This window comes from Vibrio sp. QJM3NY_39 (assembly GCF_057785895.1).
Window position 1 is genome coordinate 101,881 of the sequence record NZ_CM173506.1, and the last position, 24,480, is coordinate 126,360.

Consider the following 24,480-nt stretch of genomic DNA (forward strand, 5'->3'; position numbering starts at 1 on the left):
TTGTACTGATAAAGGCTAAAGCATCTCTTTGGCAATTAAATGCAGCAAAAAGGTTTCACGTTCAATGCTCATACCCTTCTTAGAGCTCTCAGCCATGGTCTTTTCGTTGTGAGCGATCGCTTCATGGATATTCATCCACATCGGCTTCATCCCGTTTTTCACTTCATAATCTTCGTAAGCCGTTTCACCAAGCTCACGATCGATCTTGCATGAGTAGCAGTAAGAGATCATATGCATCATATCCGCATCGTCTTTATGCCAAGGACGGAACTCTTCAAAAATACCAAACGGCTTAATGCTATGGATATTCTTCGCGCCTGTCTCTTCTTCGAGTTCACGCACCATACCAGCAATCACATCTTCACCTTCATCCAAACCACCACCAGGAATGGTGTAGTCGTGATAACGCTCTGTATAGAGCATCAGAATGTCTTCACCATCTAATACAATGGCGCGGGCAGCATTACGCTTGTATACCGTTTTATTGTCTAGATGATCGATATCAGGGTGGATGGTGGTTTTTAGGTGTCTCATGATTCTGACTGCTCTACTGAATTTGGCGGCATCATATCATAATCATCAATAGATTCGAGGTTCACAACCGACAACAAGAACTGATCGGACGGGGATATTCCAACGGCAACTTAAATCCACTTAGCTTGATCTAACACTCAAAAAGTCGTTAAACATGAAGAAATATCAACCTATTTCAATATCTTGACCAAATTAGGACAACCTTTTCTGAAATCTAAAATATACTAATTTCATAGAGCTTCTAATCTGGTTCTGTAGAACTTAACGCATTCGATTATAGAGTTATCACGTAGGAGATAAACATGAAGAAACTTGGTTTGATGGCTGTATTTGCCGTTGTGTTGGGCGGTTGTGCAAACGACTATGCAGAATATAGCGAAGGCCAACGTGTTTCAGTCGCTAACCCAGCCGCGGTTTATTGTGTTCAACAAGATGGTGAATTAGAAACCGTAACTGAAAACAATCAACGCACCACTTATTGTGTGTTTGATGACGGTGAACGTATCGAGCAATGGGAATACTACCGCAACAACCATGAGCAAAAAGAAGAAAGCTAAACTGCGACATCGTGAACTGATGACGTCACACCAGTAAACGACATTATTCTGTCACGAATCCCATCAAATCACATAACATTACGTAGACTGACCGCTACCAAGCGGCAGTTTACCGTATCCCCACACCAATTGAACGGTGTTTTATTTATGACATTCCTCTGACATAGCCCTAACCGAGGCCGATAGAATGCCAGCCCGTTACAAATGTTTACACATTGAATTACTATGAAAAACCAATAAACAAACTCCAATGTCGTTTGAACTGCCAGAGTTCAACCTTTCCCAATCGACATCTCAAGTGATCTACAAACGATGCCAAACCGCTCTCGTTGTTTTAGCGATAGGCATTGTCGCAAACCTTGCACTTCGAATTGATTTTGTATTGTTGAATGGCAATGTTGGTGAGGTCTCGGTGACCGAGATGCTGCAACAGTTACTGCTTATTATCTCGTCTGGGTCTTTTGCTTATCTAGCAAAAGAGAAGCGCGAAGTTAAGCACGCAACTCTTCTTATCAGCGCATTCTTCGCGGTGTTGTTCATTCGTGAAATGGATTTTTGGTTCGACAAGATCGTACATGGTGCATGGGTTGTCCCTGCCCTATTGGTTGCTGGCAGTGCAATTTTCTATGCGATTAAGAATGGTAAAAGAACCATTGATCAGCTTGCGCTTATTCTTGCTTCCCCACACATGAACTTACTCGTTACTGGCGTAATGCTACTGTTGGTGTTCTCTCGTCTATTTGGCATGGGCAGCTTTTGGCACAATGTTATGGGCGATGATTATGTTCGCGTGGTTAAAAACATCGCAGAAGAAGGCACTGAACTTTTGGCTTACTGCTTGATTGCGTTTGCGAGCTTAAAGACCGTTATTGGCATCACGAGAAAGAAATAAACATCTACCGCCACCAGCGATGTGTGTGATCCGATTCTGGGTCTAAATAACGATTCAATAAAGTCAGGTTAGTATCGAGTAATGCTAGGCACTCCCTGACTTTTTTTATGTCGGTACCCACTGAAGTCTGCTGGATACAGCGACCCAATACTGGGAGTAAGCTGTCGACGATGTCAAAATGAGGCGCCCCCTCTACTAACGCCTTTACAGCTATCAGTGCCTCCAACGATAGCCTTTCAGGCTCCCCTCTAACTAACTCCAAATCTCGCTTAAATGTGCCCGCAGAAACACCTTCAAGATAAACTCGATAGGTTGTCAGCACATCCATCAATAGAAACAATTGCCCTTGAGTATTTTGATGAGGATATGGCACCGCAACATGAGCTTCTAGCTGAGGATCGATTTGTAGTTCCACCCCAAGTGCAAAGCACTTCTCGACCAAAACCTTAAGCAAGCCTTGTTCGTCCATGAGCGATTGGACCTCGAAAATACGTTGTAAATGGTAGTCATTCGAAACGAACGTCACCTTCACACTCTGCCCACGGGTAAACAGTCCACTTTCAATCATCTCTGAAGCTAAGTTCTGAATGTTCTCAACCGTATTTGTCGAGTTCTGTTCTAGCAAAATCGCCCCCAAGGAAAACGGATATTCTCGCTGGCTTTCCAGAATTCGAAAATACTGGTGCATTGCATCCGCTTCAGAGGTAGTTTGACCTTTTGTCACCCCGCCACAAAATGCAACACCCGTTTTCTGAATAGATTCTTCTGCCAAAGGCCCCGCCAGATACTCCACCAAAGCATCAACTCGACTGATGCCTTCATCAGTCAATTTATTCCCATTAAGTCGCTTACCTAGCACAATAAGGAGGTGATTAATGCTCATTTTATGTTCAAGTCTCGTTTTAGTAATTAGATGGAGTGAATTATGTATACAATAGTTCTTAACAAAAGTATTTTTAAATTCCTAAATGTAGCTCGCAATAATGCTCACTATTGATAGCAACATCTTAAGGTACACAAGAATCAACGTGCAGCTATATAAAGCAAAAATAGCACGGTCTTGTATTTCATCGAACTACACGCTTGTTAACATTAATCTCATTGAAAGAATACGCTCACTCAAAGAAGTGAGGTTAACAAAAGATATACTTTAACCAGAGTTCGTTCATCGAACCGTCTTCACAGGAAGTTACTATGCTGTCTATTTTTGATATCTACAAAATTGGGGTTGGCCCGTCCAGCTCCCACACAAATGGACCAATGATCGCTGGGTTTAACTTTACCCAAAAAATTGATGCTCAGCTTAAGCAAGTGAAGCGTATTCAAATCGACTTATACGGCTCGTTATCATTGACGGGTATTGGTCACCACACAGACAGAGCAACTTTGTTAGGTTTGCTCGGTAACCGCCCCGACACCATCAAAATTACCAGTGCTAACCAAGCAATGCGTAAAGCGATTGAAGATAAATCTTTAATGGTTAGCGGTAACCACGAAATTCATTTCGATGTAGAAAGCGACCTACTCTTCCACAAAACCAATCTTCCACTTCATGAAAACGGCATGACCATCTCTGCCTTTGACGCAAGCGGTAGTCTTCTAGATATGGAAACGTACTACTCGATTGGTGGTGGCTTTATCGCAACCGCTGATGAGCTACAAAACGGCAAGCAAGAAGCAGAAACACGAGTTGAGTTCCCTTTTTCTTCTGCCGATCAATTACTTGAATTGTCAGAACAGCAAGGGCTTAGCCTTGGTGGCTTAATCCTGCGCAATGAAGTGTCTTTTCAAGGCATGGACGTGATTGACCAAAAAGCTGACCAAATTTGGAAGGTGATGTCTCTGTGCATGCAGCGTGGCTTTGACACCGAAGGTATTCTTGATGGCGGTTTAGAAGTGACGCGTCGAGCGCCTGCTCTTCTGAAAAAGCTTGAGGCGAATGCTTCGATTGAAAATGATCCAATGGAGATCATGGATTGGATTAACCTGTTTGCCTTTGCTGTAAGCGAAGAAAACGCAGCGGGTGGCCAAGTGGTAACATCTCCAACGAATGGTGCGGCTGGCGTTATTCCTGCGGTATTAATGTACTACCATCGTTTCATTAAAGAGCTCGACACCAAGCAGTTGAAAGACTTCTTGGCAGTCTCTGGTGCTATCGGCATCCTATACAAAACCAATGCTTCAATTTCTGGAGCAGAAGTAGGTTGTCAGGGTGAGGTCGGCGTATCTTCATCAATGGCTGCTGCTGGCTTAACCGCTTTGCGCGGTGGCAGCAACGAGCAAATCTGTATCGCAGCTGAAATCGCAATGGAGCACTCTCTAGGCATGACATGCGATCCGATCGGTGGGCTTGTTCAGGTACCGTGTATTGAACGTAACGCTATGGGTGCAATGAAAGCCATCAACGCATCACGTATGGCGCTGAAACGTACCAGCAAGTGCCTTATCTCGTTAGATAAGGTTATCGCAACCATGTACCAAACAGGTAAAGACATGAACAAGAAGTACCGTGAAACGTCTTTAGGTGGTTTAGCGGTGATCCACATGGCGCCACCGTGTGAATAGCTAGTTGCGGTGACCAATTAGATGCGGTGAATAGTCGAGATACAGAGAATAGTTGAAACGCAATACATCGTTGACACGCACGACGAGAAATCGCCTCACTCAGAACCGCTATTGTAAACTTAGTTTTCGATACCCAAACAAAAGCCAGCCACCATGAACCTTTTTTATTGGCTAAAACCCAACAGCCAATAAAAAGTGACACTCACTTGAACATTTTACAAGATGACCAATGTTAACTTTTCCTTTATCCGTTCATTACTTAGCCACAAATGAAGGTAGTTGAACTTCTCACAGTTATGTATCCATTATCAAAATCTAACATTGCAAATTTCATTCATGAGAAATATCAATGCACTCATAAGAAAAGGTATATCGAGTAAAGTTCTGTTTGGGATGCATGTTTCATTTTATGTATTGCTAGTGATGGTATTATAATTAGGTTATTACACTACATCTTAATACTAATGTGAGAATAAAATAATGTGGAATAGATTAAACAAATCAATGATGTTCTGCCAAATGATGTTTGGACTTTCGTTCTATGGCGTCATGGTGATCTTGACTCGTTTCTTCCTTGAAGATCTTAACTACAATGAAGCCGACACAATGATGGTTGTTGGTGCTTTCTCTGCAATCGGACCGCTATTTGCTATTGCAGGTGGCTTCATCGCCGACAAATTCTTAGGCGCATACCGATCGTTGACCATTGCCTTTCTAGGGTTCGCAAGTGGTTATGCTCTACTGGTACTCGGTGCCGCGGCGACCAATGTTCCAATGGCATTATGTGGTATTGCTTTAGCGAGTTATGCGCGTGGTTTGATGTCCCCTTCTTACCCAAGTCTTTACAAACGCACGTTCAAAACTCAGGAAGATTTCGAAAACTGCTACCCTATCAACTACTCAGTCAACAATATTGGTGCGCTTTTAGGTCAGTACTTGTTCCCGATGCTAGTGCTGGTTGTTGGTTTCCACGGTGGCTTCCTTCTTTCAGCTGCACTAGCAGGTGCCGCACTTCTGATGATGCTCTTTGTTCGCAAAGGCCTTGTTGAAGCAAGTGCTGAAATCGACCAAAAACCAGTAAGCACTAAACACTGGGGTGCATTCCTTGGCCTTTCTGCTGCAATGATTGGTTTGGTATTCTTCATGTTTTCTAACATGGATATCGGCCAGAACATCGTGTACGCAATTGGTGGTGCAGCGATCATCTACTTTGTCTCTTTGATGATGAAATCGAAGAAGTCAGACATGCTGAAAATGGGCACGATCTTAATCATCACATTCCTGACGACATGTTTCTTCGTGTACTACGGTCAAATGATGACATCGATGACAATGGTTGCAATCAACACAATGCGTGGCGATCTATTCGGTTTCATCCCTGTAGCACCTGAAGCGTCGATGGCAATGAACCCACTTTGGTGTATGGTTGCAGGCCCTATCATTACGGGCATCTTCTCTAAACTAGAAAAGAAAAACATTCATTTCTCTACCGCAACCAAAGTAGGTTTCTCTTTCATTCTGACGGCGATCGCTTTCGGTATCTTAACGATGGCAGTAACGACCGTTGGTGAAGATATTCTGATTCGCCCAGAAGTGTTCCTAGCAATCCACTTCTTCCTAGCATTTGGTGAGGTTATTGTTGGTTCTATGGTTGTAGCATTCATTCTGTCTGTTGCACCTAAGCACATCGAGAACTTTTCAGTAAGCTTATTCTCTGTCGCAATCGCACTATCAGGCATTGTTGGTGCTGTATTCTCAACGTCTATTGCACTTGAGAAAGGCCAAGAGATCACACAAGAGATCGTTCAAACGGTTTACGGTGATTACTTCCAACTATTAACTATCCTAGCGGTAGTGATGGTGGGTATCGCAATGGCAGCATCGTTCGTTATTCGTAAGATGCTAGACGCAGCGAAAGCCGCTGATGAAACGATTGAACTAGAGCAAGCAAACAGCTAATTCTGCTCACGTTAAATAGCTCTAACACTTCAAGCCCTTTAGTTTTCTAAAGGGCTTTTTTGTCGATATTTTTGTTTCTATTGATATCGGGTTCAAGTTACGTTGCGCTTGTGTAAATAAAAGTAAATGATAATTATTAGTATTGAGTGTTTTCTTGTTCAGGATTATGATGTGGAAATCAAAATCTAAGAGAGCCTTATATGAGCAAGCCTAGCCCTATCACATTAACCGTTACTCAAACCTCAACCATTACACCGAATATGCAGCGTATAACGCTTAGCGGTGAAGGATTAAGTAAGTACCCAACCGAATGTGCCGGCGGCTACATCAAGCTTTTGTTCTCGCCACTCGGCACCACAGATTTAAGTCAACTGAACGAAGGTGAGCGCCCAACCATGCGCACTTACACCATTCGTCAGTACAACCCTGTCGAAAAGTGGATTGAGGTTGATTTCGTACGCCACATCACCACAGATCTGCAATGTGGCTTTGCTGCAAGATGGGCAATGAACGCAGAAGTAGGTGACACGGTTTCAGTGGCAGGCCCTGGATTAATTCAAGGGCTGAATCTAGAATCGGATTGGTTCTTCTTGGTGGCAGATATGACTTCGCTACCTGCGCTCTCTGCAAAAGTAAAAACGCTTCCGGAACACGCAGCAGGCCACGCTGTCATTCAGATCAATTCAGCAGCAGACAAGCAAACACTTGAAGTACCTCAAGGTATAAAAGTCACTTGGTTAATTGAAGATGCAACTGAAGAAACACTTTCACAAACCGTGCGTAACACAGAATGGTTAGAAGGGCAGGTTTCAGTATGGACGGCGTGTGAATTTGAAAGCATGCGCGAACTAAGACAGTACTTCCGTAACGAAAAAGAAGTCGCGAAAGAGAACATCTACATTAGCAGTTACTGGAAGCGTGGCGTCACTGAAGATGGCCACAAAGTGTTGAAGCAACAAGATGCTCAAGCTTTAGCGGGTTAAGTCTTTTACTACCTACAGCTTCTTACTAGATAAATAGAAAACGCCCTTAGCAAAGTTCATCTCGTTAAGGGCGTTTTAGTTTGAATCCGATGAAGATCAAAGCCGAAGTGTAAGATTAGATACTCTCACCTACTTCAATCTCATAACCAAGATCCAGCTTCGCCACCCATTCATTGTTGCCTTGTAAACGCGCTACAACTTGCTCTGCAGCGACTTTACCGATCTGCTCCCTAGGTGTTACGACAGTCGCTAAACGCGGCGTCATCGCCACCGTAATGTCGTGTCCGTGGAAGCCTGCAATCGCCATCTTCTCTGGTACTTGAATACCACGTCGTACACATTCGTAAAAAGCACCAATCGCTAAATCATCGTTAGTACAAAAAATGCCATTCACTTCAGGGTGCTTATCAAGTAACTCACCAATCAATTTTGCTCCAAGAGTAAACGAGGAAGCGTCTTCCGTTTGCAGTGTCACAGGCGTTTTATCGGCTTCTTGCATCGCATGCTCGTAGCCCGCCATCTTCAAGCGAGTGCGTTCATCCATACGAGCCGCTAAGTAAGCGATATTGGTGCGCCCCCGGTCGAGCATGGTTTTGGTCATCGCTCTTGCCGCTTCGAAGTTATCAAAGCCAACCGCTTGTTCAATACGGGGAGACACCGAATCCATAATTTCAATCACAGGGATAGAAACAGTCTGCAGCATTTTACGCGCTCTATCAGTGTGCACGTTTTCTGAAAGGATAATCGCGTCAACGTTGTAAGAAAGCAGCGAAGCGATGCTCTGCTCTTCCAGTTCTGCGCTATAGCCATAGTGAGCAATCATGGTTTGGTAACCCGCAGGCGCGGTGACTTGCTCAATACCACGAATAACTTCAGCAAAAACTTGGTTAGTTAACGAGGGGACCAAAACACCAATCGCATTGCTTTTTGCGTTGGAAAGAATGTCTGGTGCGCGGTTAGGGATATAACCTAGCTCGTCTACTGCAGCGCTGATCTTATCTCGCAGTGCTTCTGATACTTGAGAAGAGTCTCTCAGGCAGCGACTGACGGTCATTTTGGTGACACCAACTAAGTTGGCAACATCTTGTAATGTTGGACGTTTTTTCTTATTCGACATAATTAGTAATTATTATTTTTGAGTTATGTTACTGGTAACAGTGTATCCGACTGACGTGGAATTTGAAGCCTAATTTAGTAAAATGTTGATACAGCGTCAAAATTACAAACGCCCTCTTGTTGAGGGCGTTATTGATTGTTTAAGCGTTTACTTTTACTTCAGTTCTCGGAGACTGACTCCAAGTCACGTGAAACTTTTCAGCTTCATCTCTATCGACTCGTGAATAGGTATGTGAGCCAAAATAGTCACGTTGCGCTTGCAATAGATTCGCTGGTAACACTTCACAGCGCAGAGAATCAAAGTAGCTTAATGCTGAACTGATCCCCGGCATCGGCACACCATACAAAGCTGAGTTAGCAACGGCGATACGCCAAGCAAGCTCACGCTCTTCCACTTGTTTGATGAAAACCTCGTCAAACAACAGGTTCGCCAGCTCACCATTTTGTTGATAAGCCGATGTTATACCTTGTAAGAATGCTGCACGAATAATACAACCTGCTCGCCAGATCTTAGCTATCTGAGTAAAGTCGAGATTCCACTCCTCTTTGTCTGACGCTGTTTTCAACAAATCAAAACCTTGCGCATAAACAGACAACTTGGCGCAATACAAAGCATCATGAAGCTCAGAAATAACCTCTGTTTTATCCAACTGACTCGCATCGGCAACATTGCCTTTTAGCAGTTTGCTCCCTTGAATACGTTGTGATTTTTGACCGCTCATCGCACGTGCATAAACCGCCTGTGCAATGGTTGGAGTTGGGCAGCCTTCCTGAAGACTGTTAACTGCTGTCCATAAGCCTGTGCCTTTCTGGCCAGCCTTATCAAGCACAACATCAACAAATGGCTTACCCGTCGCCAAATCTTCTTGTTGAAGAATGTCGGCGCTGATTTCCATTAGGTAACTATTAAGTACACCGTTGTTCCACTGTTCGAAAACTTGGCCAATCTCTTGAGCTGGCATTTCAAGTACATCACGCATGAACTGATACACTTCGCAGATAAGCTGCATGTCGGCATACTCCATACCATTGTGAACCATCTTAACGTAATGCCCAGTACCCGAAGGTCCAACATACGCCGCGCATGCTTCACCCGCTTCAAACTGAGCAACCGGTAGTCCATTAGCATCCACTTTTGCAGCAATAGCTTCCCACATCGGTTTCACATATTGCCAAGCCGATTGGTCACCACTCGCCATGAGCGCAGGGCCAACACGAGCGCCTTCTTCACCACCAGAAACGGCGGTGCTAAAGAAGCGCAGTTTGCCTTTGTAGCCCACTTCACGCGCCTCGGTATCTGTCCAAAGGCTGTTACCCGTATCGATAACAATGTCGTCATTTTCTAAGCCAGCATCAAGCAAGCTATTCACGACGATATCGACAGGTTTTCCAGCAGGAACAGACAAAGCGATTACACGCGGCTTAGCTAGCCCTTGCAACACATGCTCAAGGCTAGTCCCTTGTGTGAACTGACCTTTACCAGTAAACAATTCATTAAGCAGCTTTGCTTCTGAACTAGCGCGCTCAATGTTGTCTATATTCAAATCAAAGCCAGCAACGTTAAAGCCGTTATCCAGTAAGTTGAGTGCAAGGCTTTTGCCCATCACTCCTAAACCAATCATCGCGATGTCGTTTTTTAACTGAGTCATGGTTTAGCCTATCTGCTTAATTTGCTTGAGTGCACTTTCTACTACCTGTTCGACATCTTGTGAGATATCAACAAACAACGCATCGGCTTCATTCGGTTCAACCAAGGTTGCGAATTGGCTTTTCAACATTTCTTGACCATTGAAGTAATGGTTCTCGCGCGCTTTATGGCGGTTCCAAATGGTGTCGAAGCTACCTTGTAGGTACACGATAACTAAGCCTTCATTGTTCTTTCGTAGAATGTCGCGATATTGAGGTTTCAATGCAGAACAAGCAATCACAGCACTTGGCTGTTCGATATATTGCTTATTCAGTGTTTCTAGCCATCCTTGACGATCTTCGTCAGTCAGCGGAATACCTTGACGCATTTTTTCTACATTACTTTGCGGATGGAAGTCATCCCCATCAAAAAACTGAAGCGTTAATGCTTCTGCGATACGGCTACCAATCAGGCTCTTTCCGCATCCAGATACGCCCATCACGAGTATTTTTTTGCTTTTCATAAGGCAAGCCTTCCCTAAGCCCCAACCAAAACAGGGGCTGACAATCGAATCTAATAGTTAAACTTGTGTTGCTGTTGATAGGTTCCTGAACGTTAAACTCACTCAGGAACCTTCGCTGTTATTGCCACCAAAGCGCGAGCTGAGGAAAGATAATAACCAATGCCAGAACCAATACTTGAAGTGCAATGAACGGCAGTAGTGAAGAGAAAATCTCACCTAAGCTGATGTCTTTTGGTGCTACTGATTTCAAGTAGAAAGCGGCGGGACCAAACGGTGGTGACAAGAACGACACCTGCATGTTTAGGCAGAACACAACGCCGAACCATACTGGGTCAAAACCAAGGCCAGTGATGATTGGAACGAAGATTGGCATTGTTAGAAGTGCTACACCTACCCAGTCAAGGAACATGCCTAGTACCAACAAGATAGCCATCATGATTAATAGCGTTACTGTCGCATTACCGCCACTGAGCGCAAGAATAGTTTCTTCAACAAAATCAATGCCGCCCATCAGGTTGTAGATCCCAACCAATGCGCTTGCACCGATACCAATCCACATGATCATGCCGCAGGTACGCATGGTTGCGATGGCACTCTCTTTCAACATGCTGAAGTTCAGTTCACCACGGATTAACGCACTGATCATGATACCAACCACACCCAAAGCAGACGCTTCTGTTACTGATGCGATACCTGTGTAGATACTCCCCAAAACCGTTGCGACAGAAAGCAATGGGAAGAACAGAGCTTTGAAGTAGCTTGGCTGATTGGCGATGTCTTCTTCTGTCTCATCATCGCTTGGAATTGGCGCAAGAGAAGGGTTCAGCTTACAGCGAATCAACACGTAGCCGATGTAACAGCCCGCAAGAATAAACGCTGGCAAGAAAGACGCTTTGAACAGGTCTCCAATCGATACGCTGGCTGTCATACCGTAGATGATCAGTACGATACTTGGCGGAAGCATAGTACCAAGTGCGCCACCTGCACAGGTTGTACCGATAGCAAGCTTACGGTCGTAACCTAAGCGAAGCATTTGTGGCAGTGCAAGAATACCCAGTAGTACCGTTTCACCACCGATAACGCCTGACATCGAAGCCAATAGAACCGCGACTAATAAGGTTTGTACTGCCACACCACCACGAACTTTACGGCCGACAGATTTCATTGCATCAAACAAATCGCGAGCAATGCCCGAACGGTCTAACAAAGCGGCCATCAACACGAACATCGGGACTGCTAAGAACACATAACCAGAAGCAAAACTGTAGGTACGGCTTGCGATCAAAGGTAAGGCATCAGGGCCAAACCAGCATAGAGTGAAGAAAATCGCGACAAAGCCTGTTACGAACGCTAGCTGCATACCGGTCAGTAGCAAGCCAATCATCATAACCAGCATGAGCAAGCTGCCCCATGCGATACCAATAGAAGATAAATCAAACATCGTCATTCTTCCTTAGACCCATCAACTCTTGGATTAGGTGCAATACAAACTGGACAACAAGAACACACAAAACGACAAAAATCAGGCCTTTCAGCAGCGCAGGATAAGGCGCGTTTAACACTGAACCTGATGTTTCAAGGCGGAATTCACCCCATGGTGCAAACCATGCTTCTTCTGCGGTGAAGTAAGCCGCATAAGCGAGCATGCCAGCAAAGGCTAAACCCACAATGTGGTGAACAAGATTAAGATACTTGCGTGCTTGGTTAGACACTGAGTCGTAAATAAGAACCACACGCACGTGCTTATTCGCAGCAAACGCGTAGATACCACCAATAATGAATAAAGAACCGCCGATGAAAGAAGCTGTTTCATGTACCCATGTGGTCGGGGCATCGAATGCGTAACGCATCACAACTTCATAAAATGAAATCAATACAGTAAAAATAAAAAACCAGCTCACGAGATTACTGAACTTTATAACAAAACGATCAAGCACATTTCTTGGTTGCTCGTCGTTTTCAGCTGGGGCATGGGGAGTTTTGTCTGTCATGGGCCAAATATCCTGGGAGAATACGGGAGAGCAATGCCCTCCCCCGTCAGTAAACTAAGTTTAAATTACAGTAAGCCGTTTTCTTCTAGGAACACAGTCACTGAGGTGTAAACTTTCCCTGCATTATCAGAACGCTCTGCAAATACTTTCCATTGGCCTTTCGCGATTTCACGGAACTTCTTACGCTCTTCTTGAGACCAGTCGTGGATAGTGATTTCTGGGTTCGCTTGAGCTTCTTTAAGCGCAGCCTGGTCAGCCATTTTCAGCTGAGTCGTCATGTCGTAAGAGAAGTCACGCACTGATGTTTGCAGCATTGTTTGTAGATCAGCTGGCATCTTGTCCCATTTCTTCTGAGAAATAGAGATATCGATAAGCGGCAATGAGTGGAAACCCGGTTGAACTGGATGTGTTGCAATGTCGTTCATGCCCGCTTTTTGGTTGGTAGAAAATACCGTGTAGTCCGCGGCATCAATTACGCCTTTACTTAGACCGGTAAATACTTCAGAACCCGGTAGGTTTACTGGAGTCGCACCCGCCGCTGCAAATACTTGTTGAACTAGGCCCTCAGGCGCACGTAATTTCAGGCCTTTAAGATCCGCAACACCATCGATTGGTTTTTTGGAGATGAAAGACTCAACACCCGTTGTAGATGCTCCGACGAACTGAACCCCGTAAGGCTTGTACAGTTCAGTCATTAGCTCGTTACCGCCGCCGTAGTTCATGTACTGAAGCAGTTGCGTTGTGTCCGACCATGCACCAACCATGTTACCAATTAGGCCGAATGCTGGATCTTTACCAGAGAAGTAACCTGTTGCTGTGATGTGGCCATCTAAGATACCCATTTTGATCGCGCCTAGCGTTTCTGTGTGCTTAACCACAGCGCCTACAGGCAGTAGATCGATATCGATACGTCCGTTAGACATCGTTTCTACGCGCTCGGCCCACTTCTGCTGAACTTTGAAGTTCAAGTCACCAGATGGGTCTGAAGATTGAATTTTAAGTTTAAAGTCTGCAGCCATTGCTGAAGTAGCAAATAGACCAGTGAGGGAGGCAGCAATCAGCGTTTTAGTCAGAGCTTTCATTTGGGTATCCTTATGAGTTTCACAGAGTCCGGCTTGTTATTATATGTTACCGGTAACGTTGGAGTGAATGTTACCGGTAACTTTACAGCCTTGTCTATGAGAAGGATCACATCTTTAACATTAGTAAAACGTTTGCTATCAATAAGAAAAATGTGACTAAAAAGTCACATTATAGGTTGGAGGTAGGATTTAATTTCTTTTTAAGTCAGTGAGATAACTAAACCTGCAATGATAAAAACGACGCCTACACCGCGAGTGGCGTGCCACTTTTCCTTTAAAAAGTAGATCCCCATCACTACGCCGAAGATGATGCTTACTTGCCTTAGAGCGACAACCAAGCTGACATTTTCAGTCATGGTCATCGCAAACAGCACCAAGCCATAAGTCGAAGCCATCATGATGCCAGCAAGTGTTGCTCTTTTACGCAATAACCAAGCATTATGAAATTCGATTTTTTGATTCGACACGAGCAGCCACAGGCTCAGTGGAATCACAATCGCCCAAAACTGAATGCCTAGATAGAAAATCGCGGTGTGCTTGTTAGTTATAACTGGTGTGCTCAAAGGATCGAGTAACAAAAGCGCTTCTTTATCAATGATGGAATAGCCCGTGGTACCAATGGCCGCGATCAACGCCCACAGTACGCCAAGGTTGAGATACGCTTTTAACCTAAGATCTGAAAACTGCTTAAGTGGTACAAACAAGCAGCCTAATGTTATTAAAGTGAACCCAATCCATTGATTCGCCGACAATTCATAGCCTATCAACACCGTGCCTAAACCCACCATCAACACAGGCAGTGCCCGTGCCATTGGGTAAATCACACAGATATCAGCTTGTTTATAGGCCGCGCCTAACCCAATCAAATAGATGATTTGACAGATCCCACTCAAGAAAACCAGTTGCCAGAATGGAAGTAAGATATTTGATAGCCCTACACTGTGAACATACCAAATCAAATATGGCGTCAGTATCGCTGCGGCAGCAACCCCAGAGGCTAAGAAGAAAGACGAGCCCGAGCCTTGATTAGATTTACCTAGAACGTTCCAACCCGCGTGAAGCAAAGCCGAAATGATCACGATTACAATCGCAGAGAATTCCATTTCATTCCTAAATTATTGATGAATTAGCACAACGGCTGACAACAGGTGATAAAAAAGGCCTCCGAATAAGAGACCTTTGAGCGTTTCAATTGGGCAATCCTGCATAATTGCAGGTATGCCAACGTTATAACGTATGACTAGCGCTCTAACTGCGCGATCGACTCAATACTGATCGCGTCGTGACGCCAATATTCAATATCGCAGTCAATCAAATCACCGTTTTGATTGTAGTTAACACGCTCAACAACCATCGCCGGAGAACCCGAAGTCGCACGCAGGGCTTGCGCCGTTTCGCCCAGTAAAGACGTTGTGCTTACTCGGTAACGGATCTTCTGATAAACCACGCCAAAGTGCTCGCGGTAAATGTCCGTCAACGACTTAGACAAGTCGTAGTCAAGCAAGTTAGGAAACAGCTCAGGTCGAATGTAGTTCGTCACATACACAACCGGCCTGTCTTCAAGGTAGCGAACTCTGTCCACTCGATAAACATCTGAGAACGGTTGAAGATTAAGAAGCTTTGTCGCTTCCTTGGTTGCTAACATCCCTTTCGCCGACACCAACTCTGTTTTCGGCTTACGGTTCTGAGACAAAGCCATGTTAGTGAAGTTCAACGTTTGCGTAGGATCGTAACGAAGCGGATCAGGAGAGATAAACCAACCACGGCGGTCTTCTCGATAAATACGCCCTTCCGCTTCAAGTGAAGACAGCGCTTCACGCAACGTTACTCGAGTTGTATCAAACGATTCAGCCAGTTTGCGCTCCGCTGGCAGCTTCTGTCGTGGCGTTAACATGCCCGACTCTATCTGCTCTACGATGACGTCTTTGATTTTTACGTACTGCACTTCATTTCCTTTTATTTTTGTTCTTGTCGTCAGCCACTCCTTGGCCAACTGCAATATAAAATGGTTCGCTAGCGTTTGCGCCAAGCTTGAGTGCGCTTCTCAAATAACTTGTTGATTAGCATATGAATCAACTTCGCACTTGCCGCCGATATCATGATCATAACGGCCATGGCTGCTGCTGCACCGGTTTGTCCCGCATCGTCCATATTCAGTACTGAAACTGACGCAGGTATCGTATCGGTAGAATACAAGAATACTACCGCAGATGTCGTGGTAAGTGCATTAATAAACAGGTATGTCGCAATATCTAAAATCGCAGGCAGACAAACAGGCACCGTCACCTTAAAGAACAGCTTGTATTGCGGTAAGTTCACCGAGGCCGCCGTCGCTTCTATCTCCTCAGGCAGCTGTTTTAATGCGGTTAATGCCGTCATGTGCCCTACCGTGTAGTAGTGAACCACGGTGTTGATTACCAAGAACGCCATCGTGCCATACAAAAAGTTAAGTGGGTTGCTCAAGTCATTAAAGTAGAAAATGTACCCCAAACCCAACACCATGCCCGGAACCGCCATCGGCACAACACTGAGCATTTGCATTGCTTGACGAACAGGACCAAATGCTCTGCCTTTCTCAATGCAATAAGCACCCAAGAAAATCAGCACTGTACCGATAATAGCAGTCCAAGCGCCGAGCGTTAGAGAGTTGAAGAACGGCGTCCAACCATAAGTACTCATTTCTGCGAAGTTGTAGTTATTCAAGGTGAGTGCTTTGTTCCAAGGCCAGAACGTGACCATAGAACCGTATATCGCCATGCCTAGCACGATAACAACTGCAGCAGAGATGATGGTGCAATAGAGCAAACACACGCCATCACGTAGAGTGTTTGGTTCAGGTTGGTACGCGACAGATCGAGTATCAAACAAGCTCTTCTGTTTCTTCTGAACCCAGCGGTCAACGGTAAACGCAAGCAGTGCAGGCAATAGCAACAAAATACTGGTCACTGCACCCATAGAGAAATTCTGTTGCCCTACTACTTGTTTAAAGATGTCAGTCGATAGAACGTTATAACTGCCACCAATCACCTTTGGTACACCAAAGTCACAAACCACCAGCGTAAATACAACGATCAGAGTGCTGATCAAACCATACTTTGCCGCAGGTAGCGTCACCATGAAAAAGGTTTTCAAAGGTGAAGTATTTAAGGCTCGTGCCGCTTCATAAAGACGAGCGTCAGAGGTTCTCAATGAAGTAGTTAAAATCATTAAGGCATGTGGAAACGTCCAGAATATCAAGCCCAATGATATGCCAATCAAACCATAGACCGAATTTCCCCCTAATACTTCTTTGGCAATACCTTGGTTACCAAATAAGAAGATCAAACTGATCGCAGGAAGCAACGACGGAGCTAGAATCGGCGCTGAACCCAACACCTGAAAAAGCCCCTTGAAAGGCATACATGAACGAGTCAACGCATAGGCATAACCAAACGCTAATACACCCACGACAACGGTCACTAACAACCCAAGCGTGAACGTATTGCCTACCGACTGCCACAGGCTTTGAGAAGCAAAATACGTTGCGAAATTCTGTAATCCTACAAATTCTCCGTCTGCATTCTGAACGCTTTTTTTCAACATTGCCCACAGTGGCATCAGGATAAACAACGTCATGACCACAGATAAAAAGGCCAACAGCCCAAATAGAATTACGTTGTCTTTGCTTAACCGAGCCAGAAAAGGCTGTACTCGTCGTTGAACTAGCAGCTTAGATTGCATCATTTGAGTCGATTCCATGATTATTTACGCCGCCTCTTCTTTCATCACTTGTAGGCTTTTCGATGAGTAAGCTCTAAGGCCTTCTTGATCAAATGCTACGTAACGAATATCGCTGCGACGCAGTTTCAATCGATTGAACTCTTTAACTAATACATCAACGATGATCTCTTTCGCCGTTGAGTCATGTTGCAATTGACACTCAACACGATAAAACGCCCCCAAGAATTCGCTTGATACGATTCTCACGGGTAAGGATTCACTAAAACGATCAACAAATTGGATTTGCTCTGGACGAACGGCAATATCAAAAACCTCACCTAGATTTGGCGTGAGATTATCTAAGCGAGGTAACGGTAGCATTGACTCAGCAATACGCATCTTACCTTGCGCTGCGACAGAAGCTTGAATGAAGTTCATGCTGCCAACAAACTCAGCGACAAAACGGCTGACTGGTTTTTGGTAGATCTCTTGTGGGGCACCTACTTGCTCAATGACACCATGGTTCATCACCACAATTCGGTCGGCCATGGTTAAAGCTTCATCTTGGTCGTGCGTCACCATAATTGTGGTAATACCCAGCTTGCGTTGCAGTTGGCAGATCTCGTCACGCAAGTGTGTTCTTACCTTCGCATCTAACGCAGACAGCGGTTCATCAAGTAGCAACAAACCTGGAGACAAGGCCAATGCGCGAGCCAAAGCAACACGCTGCTGTTGTCCGCCAGACAGTTGATTCGGATACTTTTGACCAGAAGTTGGTAAACCGATGGTCTCTAACCAAGACTCAACAGTCTCAAGGGCTTCTTTAGTCGACATGCCTTGGTTTTTTAGACCAATCGCAATGTTTTCTTCCACAGTGAGATTTGGAAACAAAGCGTAAGATTGGAACACGATGCCAAAGTCGCGCTTTTCTGGTGGCAAGAAGGTCGTATCATTACCGTTCTGCTCAATAGAACCTGAAGTTGGCAAGTCTAGACCTGCAATCGCACGTAATAAGGTGGTTTTTCCACAGCCAGATGGGCCAAGGAAGCAGACGAACTCGCCTTTATCTATCGATAGGGAGATGTCTTTTAACGCTGTAAATTGGCCAAATTGCTTTACAACGTTTTCAATATTCAAATAAGTTTGGTTGCTCATACTACAGCACTCTCTATATGGTATATACCAAATTTAAACTGAGAATATTGCAGTTGAGTGACAAATTTATAGAAGCTAAATGACAGTTATATTGCAGATATAATAAGCATTAAAGATTGCTATTTGTTCAGCTTTAAAAGTTAGTTCAACGTTGAAAGCCCTCAATGACGAACCAAAAAGTCACTGAGAGCCTAAATGTAAACTTCTAATTTAAACGCTAGATTAATCTATGATTCAACCTTGTCGGCTTTGCCCGCCGCACCTGCGAGTTTGGATAACTGTTTATCTAGCCACAATGGCGTGCTACCCGAATCTTCCGCGTTCTCTTTTCTTCGTACCGCATCACGCACTATCATCGCACCTACCCAACGGAATGGCTCTGGCGGGAAGTGTCCTAGCGGGCCTTTGGTTAAACCGCTTCGTGTCCAAGCATTGTCGATATCGAGTACCATGGCTGACAAAATCTTCCCGCCCATACGGGTTTGAGCCACACCATTACCTGAGTAACCAAGCCCATAATAGATATTGCTTTGGCCTTTTAGATTACCGAAAAATGGCAGACCGGTGACCGAACGATCTGAGCCTCCTGACCAGTTGTAATCGAATTCACTTTGTTCCAATTTAGGAAACAGTTTTTGAAACGATTGATTGAGAATCGGCAGGTAGTTGGTCGTTTGGTTAAACATGCTTTCAACTTGATTGGCAAACGAGAATTTATTGCCGCCTTTGCCCAACATGAGTCGTCCATCTTGGGTGTCACGGTAGTAGTGGACAAAAATACGCGAATCCACCACCGCCGCCCCTTTCTCTGGGCCAAACAGCTTGAGCTTTTCTGGAATAGGCTTGGTCACCACCATATCAGACGAGACAACCACTATGCTGCGCTTGAACTCTTTAAAGTGATCGAGCATCCATGCATTGAGCGCTAAGATCACTTTGTCTGCAAACACAGCCCCGCCCTTAGTTTGGATACGAGCTGGGGAGCCGTAATCAAGAGAAGCCATCTCTGTATTTTCGTAAATTTCGACACCAAAATCGAGAGCCACTCGACGTAAACCTCTAGCTAGTAACGCTGGCTGCACACTACCAGCAGCTTCTGAGTAATAACCCTCAATGTGGCGATCAGATCCCGCTTTACCAGCCAAAGAATTGTCGCATTTCTTCCAGCTATTAATGCCCTGCTTAACCAGTTCGTTAACGACAGGCTCCATTCCACCCTTTTGAGCTTCATTGGTCGCCGTGTAGTAAGTTCCGCTTCGATATAGATGCGCGTCAATCTTGTATTCGTTACAGAAGGCTTCAATCTCGTATATAACCTTTTCCGATTCCTTAACCAACCATTTTGCTTGTTGTTTGCCGTAGAGCTTCTTCAGCGTTGGATACTTCGTTGACCACGTCAACATACATCCGCCGTTCGCACCAGAAGCACCGCTACCACACAAGCCTTTTTCAATCACCACAACGTGCTTTTGAGGCTGTTGTTGTTTGATTAAAATCGCCGTCCATAAACCGGTGTAACCACCGCCTACAATAGCGATATCACAGTTAACGTCTTTTTGAAGCGGTTTAGCGGATTCTAGCCCCGCGTTGATGCTGCCAAATTCCTGTTCCAATGCTTGCTTGAACCAATATGAGTAGTGCTTTTTCATTTGTTGTACCTTACTAAAAACCTAAAGGCGTAAAACTAAAAAAGGAAGACCGAAGCCTTCCTTTACTGATTCTTAACTTCTAATGAGCTGCATATCTAATGGACTATGTGCTTAATAAACTATGTGTCTAATAAGCTCAGTAGTTAATGAACCAAGTAGCTAATAGACTAAAGATCTCAGTCGATTAAGATTTTGGCTCTGATTTAGCGTCAAACTTCTCAGACCATGTTTTCAGAACATCTGCACGTTCACTGCCCATGCGAGCGAAGTCCATTTTTGCCATGTTCTTTTCTACATTAGGGAAGTTCTCTGCTTTGCCTGTCATATCTTGGTGACCAACAACTGGGTACATTTCGATGTAAAGCTCGTTTGCCGCTTTAGAAATAGACCAATCGATAACACGTTGTGCTGCATCAGAAGGCTTAACAAGGCCTACCGCTTCAGATTCCCAACCGATACCTTCAGGTGTAATCACAGAAAGTGGCGCACCTTGAGTTTTTAGCTTCGCACCGCGGCTCGCCATAGAAATACCGATAGCCACTTCACCCATACCGGCTTGAACACATGGCTTCGAACCTGAGTGTGTATAGTGAGCAATGTTTTGGTCTAGCTTCTGCATGTAGTTCCAACCTTGGTCTTCACCCATGTTTTGTAACCAAGCTGAAACCTGCATGTAGCCCGTACCAGAAGACGCTGGGTTTGGCATCGCAATGTGGCCTTTGTAGATAGGCTTGGTTAGGTCATCCCAAGATTTAGGTGCCGGTAAGTTAAGTTGCTTAGCAACTATTTCGTTAAAGCAAACGGCATTAAAGAATGCATCATTGCCGTACCAAGCTTGAGTAGATTGTGGATCGTTAAGGTTAGCGCGTAACGCTTCTACACCTTGAGGCGTATAAGGTTTCAGAATGTCCTCTTCTTTAAGCAGAGCCATAGAAGAACCCGCAAGTCCCCAAACTACTTCTGCACGAGGATTGTTTTTCTCAGCCAATAATTTTGCCGTCATGATCCCAGTTGAATCACGAACCCATTTGATGTTGATGTCTGGGTTTTCACTTTCAAATGCGTTTTTGTATTTCGCTAAAATGTCAGTTTCAAAAGCGGTGTAAACCGTCACTTCCTGTGCTGCATAAGCATTACCAGCTAATAGAGTAACTAATGCTGCAAGTGATCCTTTCATAAAACGGTTTTTCATCATTTTCTCCAGTCAGGCTCAACTCTAAAGTGAGAAGTTGCCAAAATTAAAAATTGCCAAGGTGAAGGTTGTCAAAGCTAGAAGCCTCATTAGGAGGCACCTATATCCATAAATTCATTTAGGTTGTTAGCACACACCCTTTAATTTGGTATGTACCAGATTTAGAGTATTAAGCTAACTGGCTTTTATGACGATTAAATGAACAAAAAATGGCAGTTTAAAGATCGGAGGATATCTCAAGACAATTGGCCAATTTTAAATATGAAGCTTTTGTGAAAATGACGTTTGGGCTATTTACGACCGTTTAAATTGGTTGTTAAAGTAACTGCAAATATTGGTATAGTCCAAAATAAAAATCACGAGAATTAAACATGAGAAACGAATACTTACTGCTGACACCAGGTCCTCTATCTACTTCTGAAACCGTTCGCCAAGCGATGCTAAAAGACTGGTGTACTTGGGATGATGAATACAACAAAGACGTTGTTGAAGTGATTCGTAGCAAGCTAGTGACTTTAGCCACTAAGCAGCCGGGTTACACGAGCGTATTAATGCAAGGCAGCGGTACCGCTTCAGTTGAAGCAACGATTGGTAGTGTTATCTCTAACAACGGTAAGCTTCTTGTTGTTGATAACGGTGCGTATGGTGCTCGTATTGCTCAAATCGCAGAATATTTAAACATTCCATGCCACGTCGTTTCCCCAGGTGAAACATCACAGCCTGACCTGAACGAAATGGAAGAGGCATTGGCCATGGATTCGGACATTACTCACGTGGCGATTGTCCACTGTGAAACCACCACTGGCATGCTGAATCCAATTGAAGAGATTGCCAAATTGGCAAAACAGCACAACAAAACCGTCATTCTTGATGCTATGTCGAGCTTTGGCGGTATCCCTATGGATATTGCTGACTTAGGCATCGACTACATGATCAGCTCACCAAACAAGTGCATTCAAGGTGTACCTGGATTCGGCTTTGTTATTGCTAAGCAATCAGATCTCGAGAAGTGTAAAGACCAAGCTCGCTCATTAAGCCTTGATTTGTTTGACCAATGGCACTGCATGGAAAGCAACCATGGTAAATGGCGCTTCACCTCCCCGACTCACACGGTGCGTGCGTTCTACCAAGCCCTGCTTGAATTGGAACAAGAAGGCGGCATTGAAGCTCGTCACAATCGCTACCAAACCAACCAAACCACATTGGTTGCTGGCATGCGCTCTCTTGGTTTTGAACCACTGCTTAACGATGACCTTCACTCACCTATCATCACCTCTTTCTACTCTCCAACTCATAGCGATTACCAGTTCAAGGAATTCTATGACCGTTTGAAAGAGCAAGGGTTTGTGATCTACCCGGGCAAGGTTTCAAACGCAGACTGCTTCCGCATCGGTAACATCGGTGAAGTTTACCCGTCAGACATTGAAGCCCTCATTGGCGCAGTGAAAAACGCTATGTACTGGGACATCAAATAATGACGACGACCAATCAAGAGCCAGTTCTGAAGGCGACGCACTTTCGAAGCGAAGGCGATGTGAACACCACGCCAGCGCGTGAGAAATGGAACGAATCGCTAAACGATGATGCGACACAAGTGATGTTGAAACGTGACTCTGACGTATTTCTTCATCAAGCGATGTCAACGCCTTGCCTAGACACACTTGAAGCAGCCGAAGGCATCTACATTCAAGATGCGACTGGCAAGAAGTATATGGACTTTCACGGGAATAATGTTCACCAGCTAGGTTATGGCCACCCACACATCATTAATAAAGTGACTCAACAAATGGCATCATTGCCGTTTTCACCGCGTCGCTTTACCAATGAGACGGCCATTCAGTGTGCTGAGAAACTCACACAGATCTGCGGTGGTGATTTGAATCGCGTGTTGTTTGCTCCCGGTGGCACATCAGTGATCGGCATGGCGCTAAAACTTGCTCGACATGTCACTAATAATTTCAAAGTAGTGTCATTGTGGGACTCATTTCATGGCGCGTCACTGGATGCAATTTCAGTCGGTGGCGAAGCTTGTTTCCGCGAGGGTATGGGGCCGTTAATGGCTGGTGTAGAACGTATTCCACCAGCGGTTTCTTATCGTGGTGCTTTCCCGCTCAATGACTCTTTATCGCTTCGCGGGCAAAACTCCGGCGATGCGAACGAGACCGCACGTGATGTGCACTATGCAGATTACCTTGAGTACGTGATTGAAAAAGAAGGTGGCATTGGCGCTTTCATTGCCGAAGCTGTTCGTAATACCGATGTTCAAGTGCCAAGTAAGGCTTACTGGAAGCGCATCCGTGAGATCTGCGACAAGCACAACGTCATGTTGATCATCGACGACATTCCAAACGGCATGGGTCGTAGCGGGGAATGGTTCACTCACCAAGCGTTTGATATCGAACCTGACATCCTTTGTATCGGTAAAGGTTTTGGCGGCGGTTTAGTACCAATTGCGGCCATGGTCACCAAAGACAAATACAACACGGCAGCGCAGGTATCTCTTGGTCACTATACCCATGAGAAAAGCCCTATTGGCTGCGCAGCAGCACTCGCGACTATGGAAGTGATTGAGCAAGAAAACCTACTTGAAAAAGTGCAAGCAGACAGCGTATTTGTGCGTGAACAACTGCTTCAAATGAAAGAGAAGTACCCTGTCATTGGTGACGTTCGCGGCATCGGCCTGCTCTGGGGGGTGGAATTGGTCACCGACCATATCACCAAAACCCGAGCTTTCGATGAAGCAGAAGCAATGCTCTACCAATGCCTGAACGATGGCCTGAGCTTTAAGGTGTCACAAGGTAACGTGATCCAGTTGAGCCCACCATTGCTCATCAGCCGCAGCGAACTAGAAGTCGCTCTGTCTGTATTCGAAAAAGCGATAGCAAAAGTCTGTAAAGACTTTGAGTACCTTTAAACCACCTTTTAAATCATACATTTAAGAAATAATCTCAATAAA

General features: G+C 44.8%; 21 protein-coding genes. 7 read left to right on the plus strand and 14 right to left on the minus strand.

Annotated elements, in window-relative coordinates:
- Positions 1 to 15: 15 nt before the first annotated feature.
- Positions 16 to 534 (minus strand): NUDIX hydrolase, encoded by a 519-nt coding sequence (locus tag AC3CHU_RS16515; RefSeq protein ID WP_488525945.1) that lies wholly within the window; start codon positions 532 to 534, stop codon positions 16 to 18.
- 302 nt (positions 535 to 836) lie between these two features.
- Between AC3CHU_RS16515 and AC3CHU_RS16520 the strand changes: the two genes are divergently transcribed.
- Both AC3CHU_RS16520 and AC3CHU_RS16525 read left to right on the plus strand, forming a co-directional pair.
- Positions 837 to 1,091: a putative hemolysin gene (locus AC3CHU_RS16520; RefSeq protein WP_102442190.1), complete on the plus strand. Its 255-nt coding sequence runs from the start codon at positions 837 to 839 to the stop codon at positions 1,089 to 1,091.
- 250 nt (positions 1,092 to 1,341) lie between these two features.
- Positions 1,342 to 1,983, plus strand: a complete 642-nt coding sequence (locus tag AC3CHU_RS16525; RefSeq protein ID WP_488525946.1) for a hypothetical protein — start codon at positions 1,342 to 1,344, stop codon at positions 1,981 to 1,983.
- 4 nt (positions 1,984 to 1,987) lie between these two features.
- Here AC3CHU_RS16525 and AC3CHU_RS16530 read toward each other — a convergent pair whose 3' ends face one another.
- Positions 1,988 to 2,866 carry a YdcF family protein gene (locus AC3CHU_RS16530; protein WP_488525947.1) on the minus strand — a complete coding sequence of 293 codons (879 nt, stop codon included), beginning with the start codon at positions 2,864 to 2,866 and terminating at the stop codon, positions 1,988 to 1,990.
- Between the two features lie 311 nt (positions 2,867 to 3,177).
- Between AC3CHU_RS16530 and AC3CHU_RS16535 the strand changes: the two genes are divergently transcribed.
- The 3 genes from AC3CHU_RS16535 to AC3CHU_RS16545 all read left to right on the plus strand — a co-directional run bounded on the left by AC3CHU_RS16535 (position 3,178) and on the right by AC3CHU_RS16545 (position 7,490).
- A complete protein-coding gene (locus AC3CHU_RS16535) occupies positions 3,178 to 4,548 on the plus strand; it encodes an L-serine ammonia-lyase (RefSeq protein WP_488525948.1) in 1,371 nt (456 codons plus the stop codon).
- A 480-nt stretch (positions 4,549 to 5,028) separates the two neighbouring features.
- Positions 5,029 to 6,507: a peptide MFS transporter gene (locus AC3CHU_RS16540; protein WP_488525949.1), complete on the plus strand. Its 1,479-nt coding sequence runs from the start codon at positions 5,029 to 5,031 to the stop codon at positions 6,505 to 6,507.
- Positions 6,508 to 6,707: 200 nt separating this feature from the next.
- Positions 6,708 to 7,490, plus strand: coding sequence for a siderophore-interacting protein (locus AC3CHU_RS16545; protein ID WP_473577879.1), 783 nt, complete (start codon positions 6,708 to 6,710; stop codon positions 7,488 to 7,490).
- Positions 7,491 to 7,605: 115 nt separating this feature from the next.
- On the opposite strand, the gene gntR is transcribed toward AC3CHU_RS16545, so the two are convergent.
- The 12 genes from gntR to AC3CHU_RS16605 all read right to left on the minus strand — a co-directional run bounded on the left by gntR (position 7,606) and on the right by AC3CHU_RS16605 (position 21,527).
- Complete coding sequence (gene gntR, locus AC3CHU_RS16550) at positions 7,606 to 8,607, minus strand: gluconate operon transcriptional repressor GntR (protein ID WP_488525950.1); 1,002 nt, start codon at positions 8,605 to 8,607, stop codon at positions 7,606 to 7,608.
- Positions 8,608 to 8,746: 139 nt separating this feature from the next.
- On the minus strand, positions 8,747 to 10,255 hold the full coding sequence (gene gndA / locus AC3CHU_RS16555; RefSeq protein ID WP_488525951.1) for an NADP-dependent phosphogluconate dehydrogenase: 1,509 nt from the start codon (positions 10,253 to 10,255) through the stop codon (positions 8,747 to 8,749).
- A 3-nt stretch (positions 10,256 to 10,258) separates the two neighbouring features.
- Positions 10,259 to 10,756 (minus strand): gluconokinase, encoded by a 498-nt coding sequence (locus tag AC3CHU_RS16560; RefSeq protein WP_146456138.1) that lies wholly within the window; start codon positions 10,754 to 10,756, stop codon positions 10,259 to 10,261.
- A 118-nt stretch (positions 10,757 to 10,874) separates the two neighbouring features.
- Positions 10,875 to 12,197 carry a TRAP transporter large permease gene (locus AC3CHU_RS16565; RefSeq protein ID WP_010428786.1) on the minus strand — a complete coding sequence of 441 codons (1,323 nt, stop codon included), beginning with the start codon at positions 12,195 to 12,197 and terminating at the stop codon, positions 10,875 to 10,877.
- Positions 12,190 to 12,747 (minus strand): TRAP transporter small permease subunit, encoded by a 558-nt coding sequence (locus AC3CHU_RS16570; protein WP_065205906.1) that lies wholly within the window; start codon positions 12,745 to 12,747, stop codon positions 12,190 to 12,192. The genes AC3CHU_RS16565 and AC3CHU_RS16570 overlap by 8 nt, the downstream gene beginning before the upstream one ends.
- A 65-nt stretch (positions 12,748 to 12,812) precedes the next feature.
- On the minus strand, positions 12,813 to 13,829 hold the full coding sequence (locus AC3CHU_RS16575; protein ID WP_009845626.1) for a TRAP transporter substrate-binding protein: 1,017 nt from the start codon (positions 13,827 to 13,829) through the stop codon (positions 12,813 to 12,815).
- Positions 13,830 to 14,029: 200 nt separating this feature from the next.
- Positions 14,030 to 14,932: an EamA family transporter gene (locus AC3CHU_RS16580; protein WP_488525952.1), complete on the minus strand. Its 903-nt coding sequence runs from the start codon at positions 14,930 to 14,932 to the stop codon at positions 14,030 to 14,032.
- 137 nt (positions 14,933 to 15,069) lie between these two features.
- Positions 15,070 to 15,774 (minus strand): phosphonate utilization transcriptional regulator PhnR, encoded by a 705-nt coding sequence (gene phnR / locus AC3CHU_RS16585; protein ID WP_488525953.1) that lies wholly within the window; start codon positions 15,772 to 15,774, stop codon positions 15,070 to 15,072.
- 68 nt (positions 15,775 to 15,842) lie between these two features.
- A complete protein-coding gene (locus AC3CHU_RS16590) occupies positions 15,843 to 17,552 on the minus strand; it encodes a putative 2-aminoethylphosphonate ABC transporter permease subunit (protein ID WP_488525954.1) in 1,710 nt (569 codons plus the stop codon).
- A 21-nt stretch (positions 17,553 to 17,573) separates the two neighbouring features.
- A complete protein-coding gene (locus tag AC3CHU_RS16595; protein WP_488525955.1) occupies positions 17,574 to 18,683 on the minus strand; it encodes a putative 2-aminoethylphosphonate ABC transporter ATP-binding protein in 1,110 nt (369 codons plus the stop codon).
- Between the two features lie 227 nt (positions 18,684 to 18,910).
- Positions 18,911 to 20,332, minus strand: a complete 1,422-nt coding sequence (locus tag AC3CHU_RS16600) for an FAD-dependent oxidoreductase (RefSeq protein ID WP_488525956.1) — start codon at positions 20,330 to 20,332, stop codon at positions 18,911 to 18,913.
- A 184-nt stretch (positions 20,333 to 20,516) separates the two neighbouring features.
- Positions 20,517 to 21,527 carry a putative 2-aminoethylphosphonate ABC transporter substrate-binding protein gene (locus AC3CHU_RS16605; RefSeq protein WP_488525957.1) on the minus strand — a complete coding sequence of 337 codons (1,011 nt, stop codon included), beginning with the start codon at positions 21,525 to 21,527 and terminating at the stop codon, positions 20,517 to 20,519.
- A 368-nt stretch (positions 21,528 to 21,895) separates the two neighbouring features.
- Between AC3CHU_RS16605 and phnW the strand changes: the two genes are divergently transcribed.
- Positions 21,896 to 22,999: a 2-aminoethylphosphonate--pyruvate transaminase gene (phnW, locus tag AC3CHU_RS16610; RefSeq protein WP_488525958.1), complete on the plus strand. Its 1,104-nt coding sequence runs from the start codon at positions 21,896 to 21,898 to the stop codon at positions 22,997 to 22,999.
- Positions 22,999 to 24,438: an aspartate aminotransferase family protein gene (locus AC3CHU_RS16615; protein ID WP_488525959.1), complete on the plus strand. Its 1,440-nt coding sequence runs from the start codon at positions 22,999 to 23,001 to the stop codon at positions 24,436 to 24,438. Before phnW ends, AC3CHU_RS16615 begins: the two co-directional genes overlap by 1 nt.
- Positions 24,439 to 24,480: the final 42 nt, after the last annotated feature.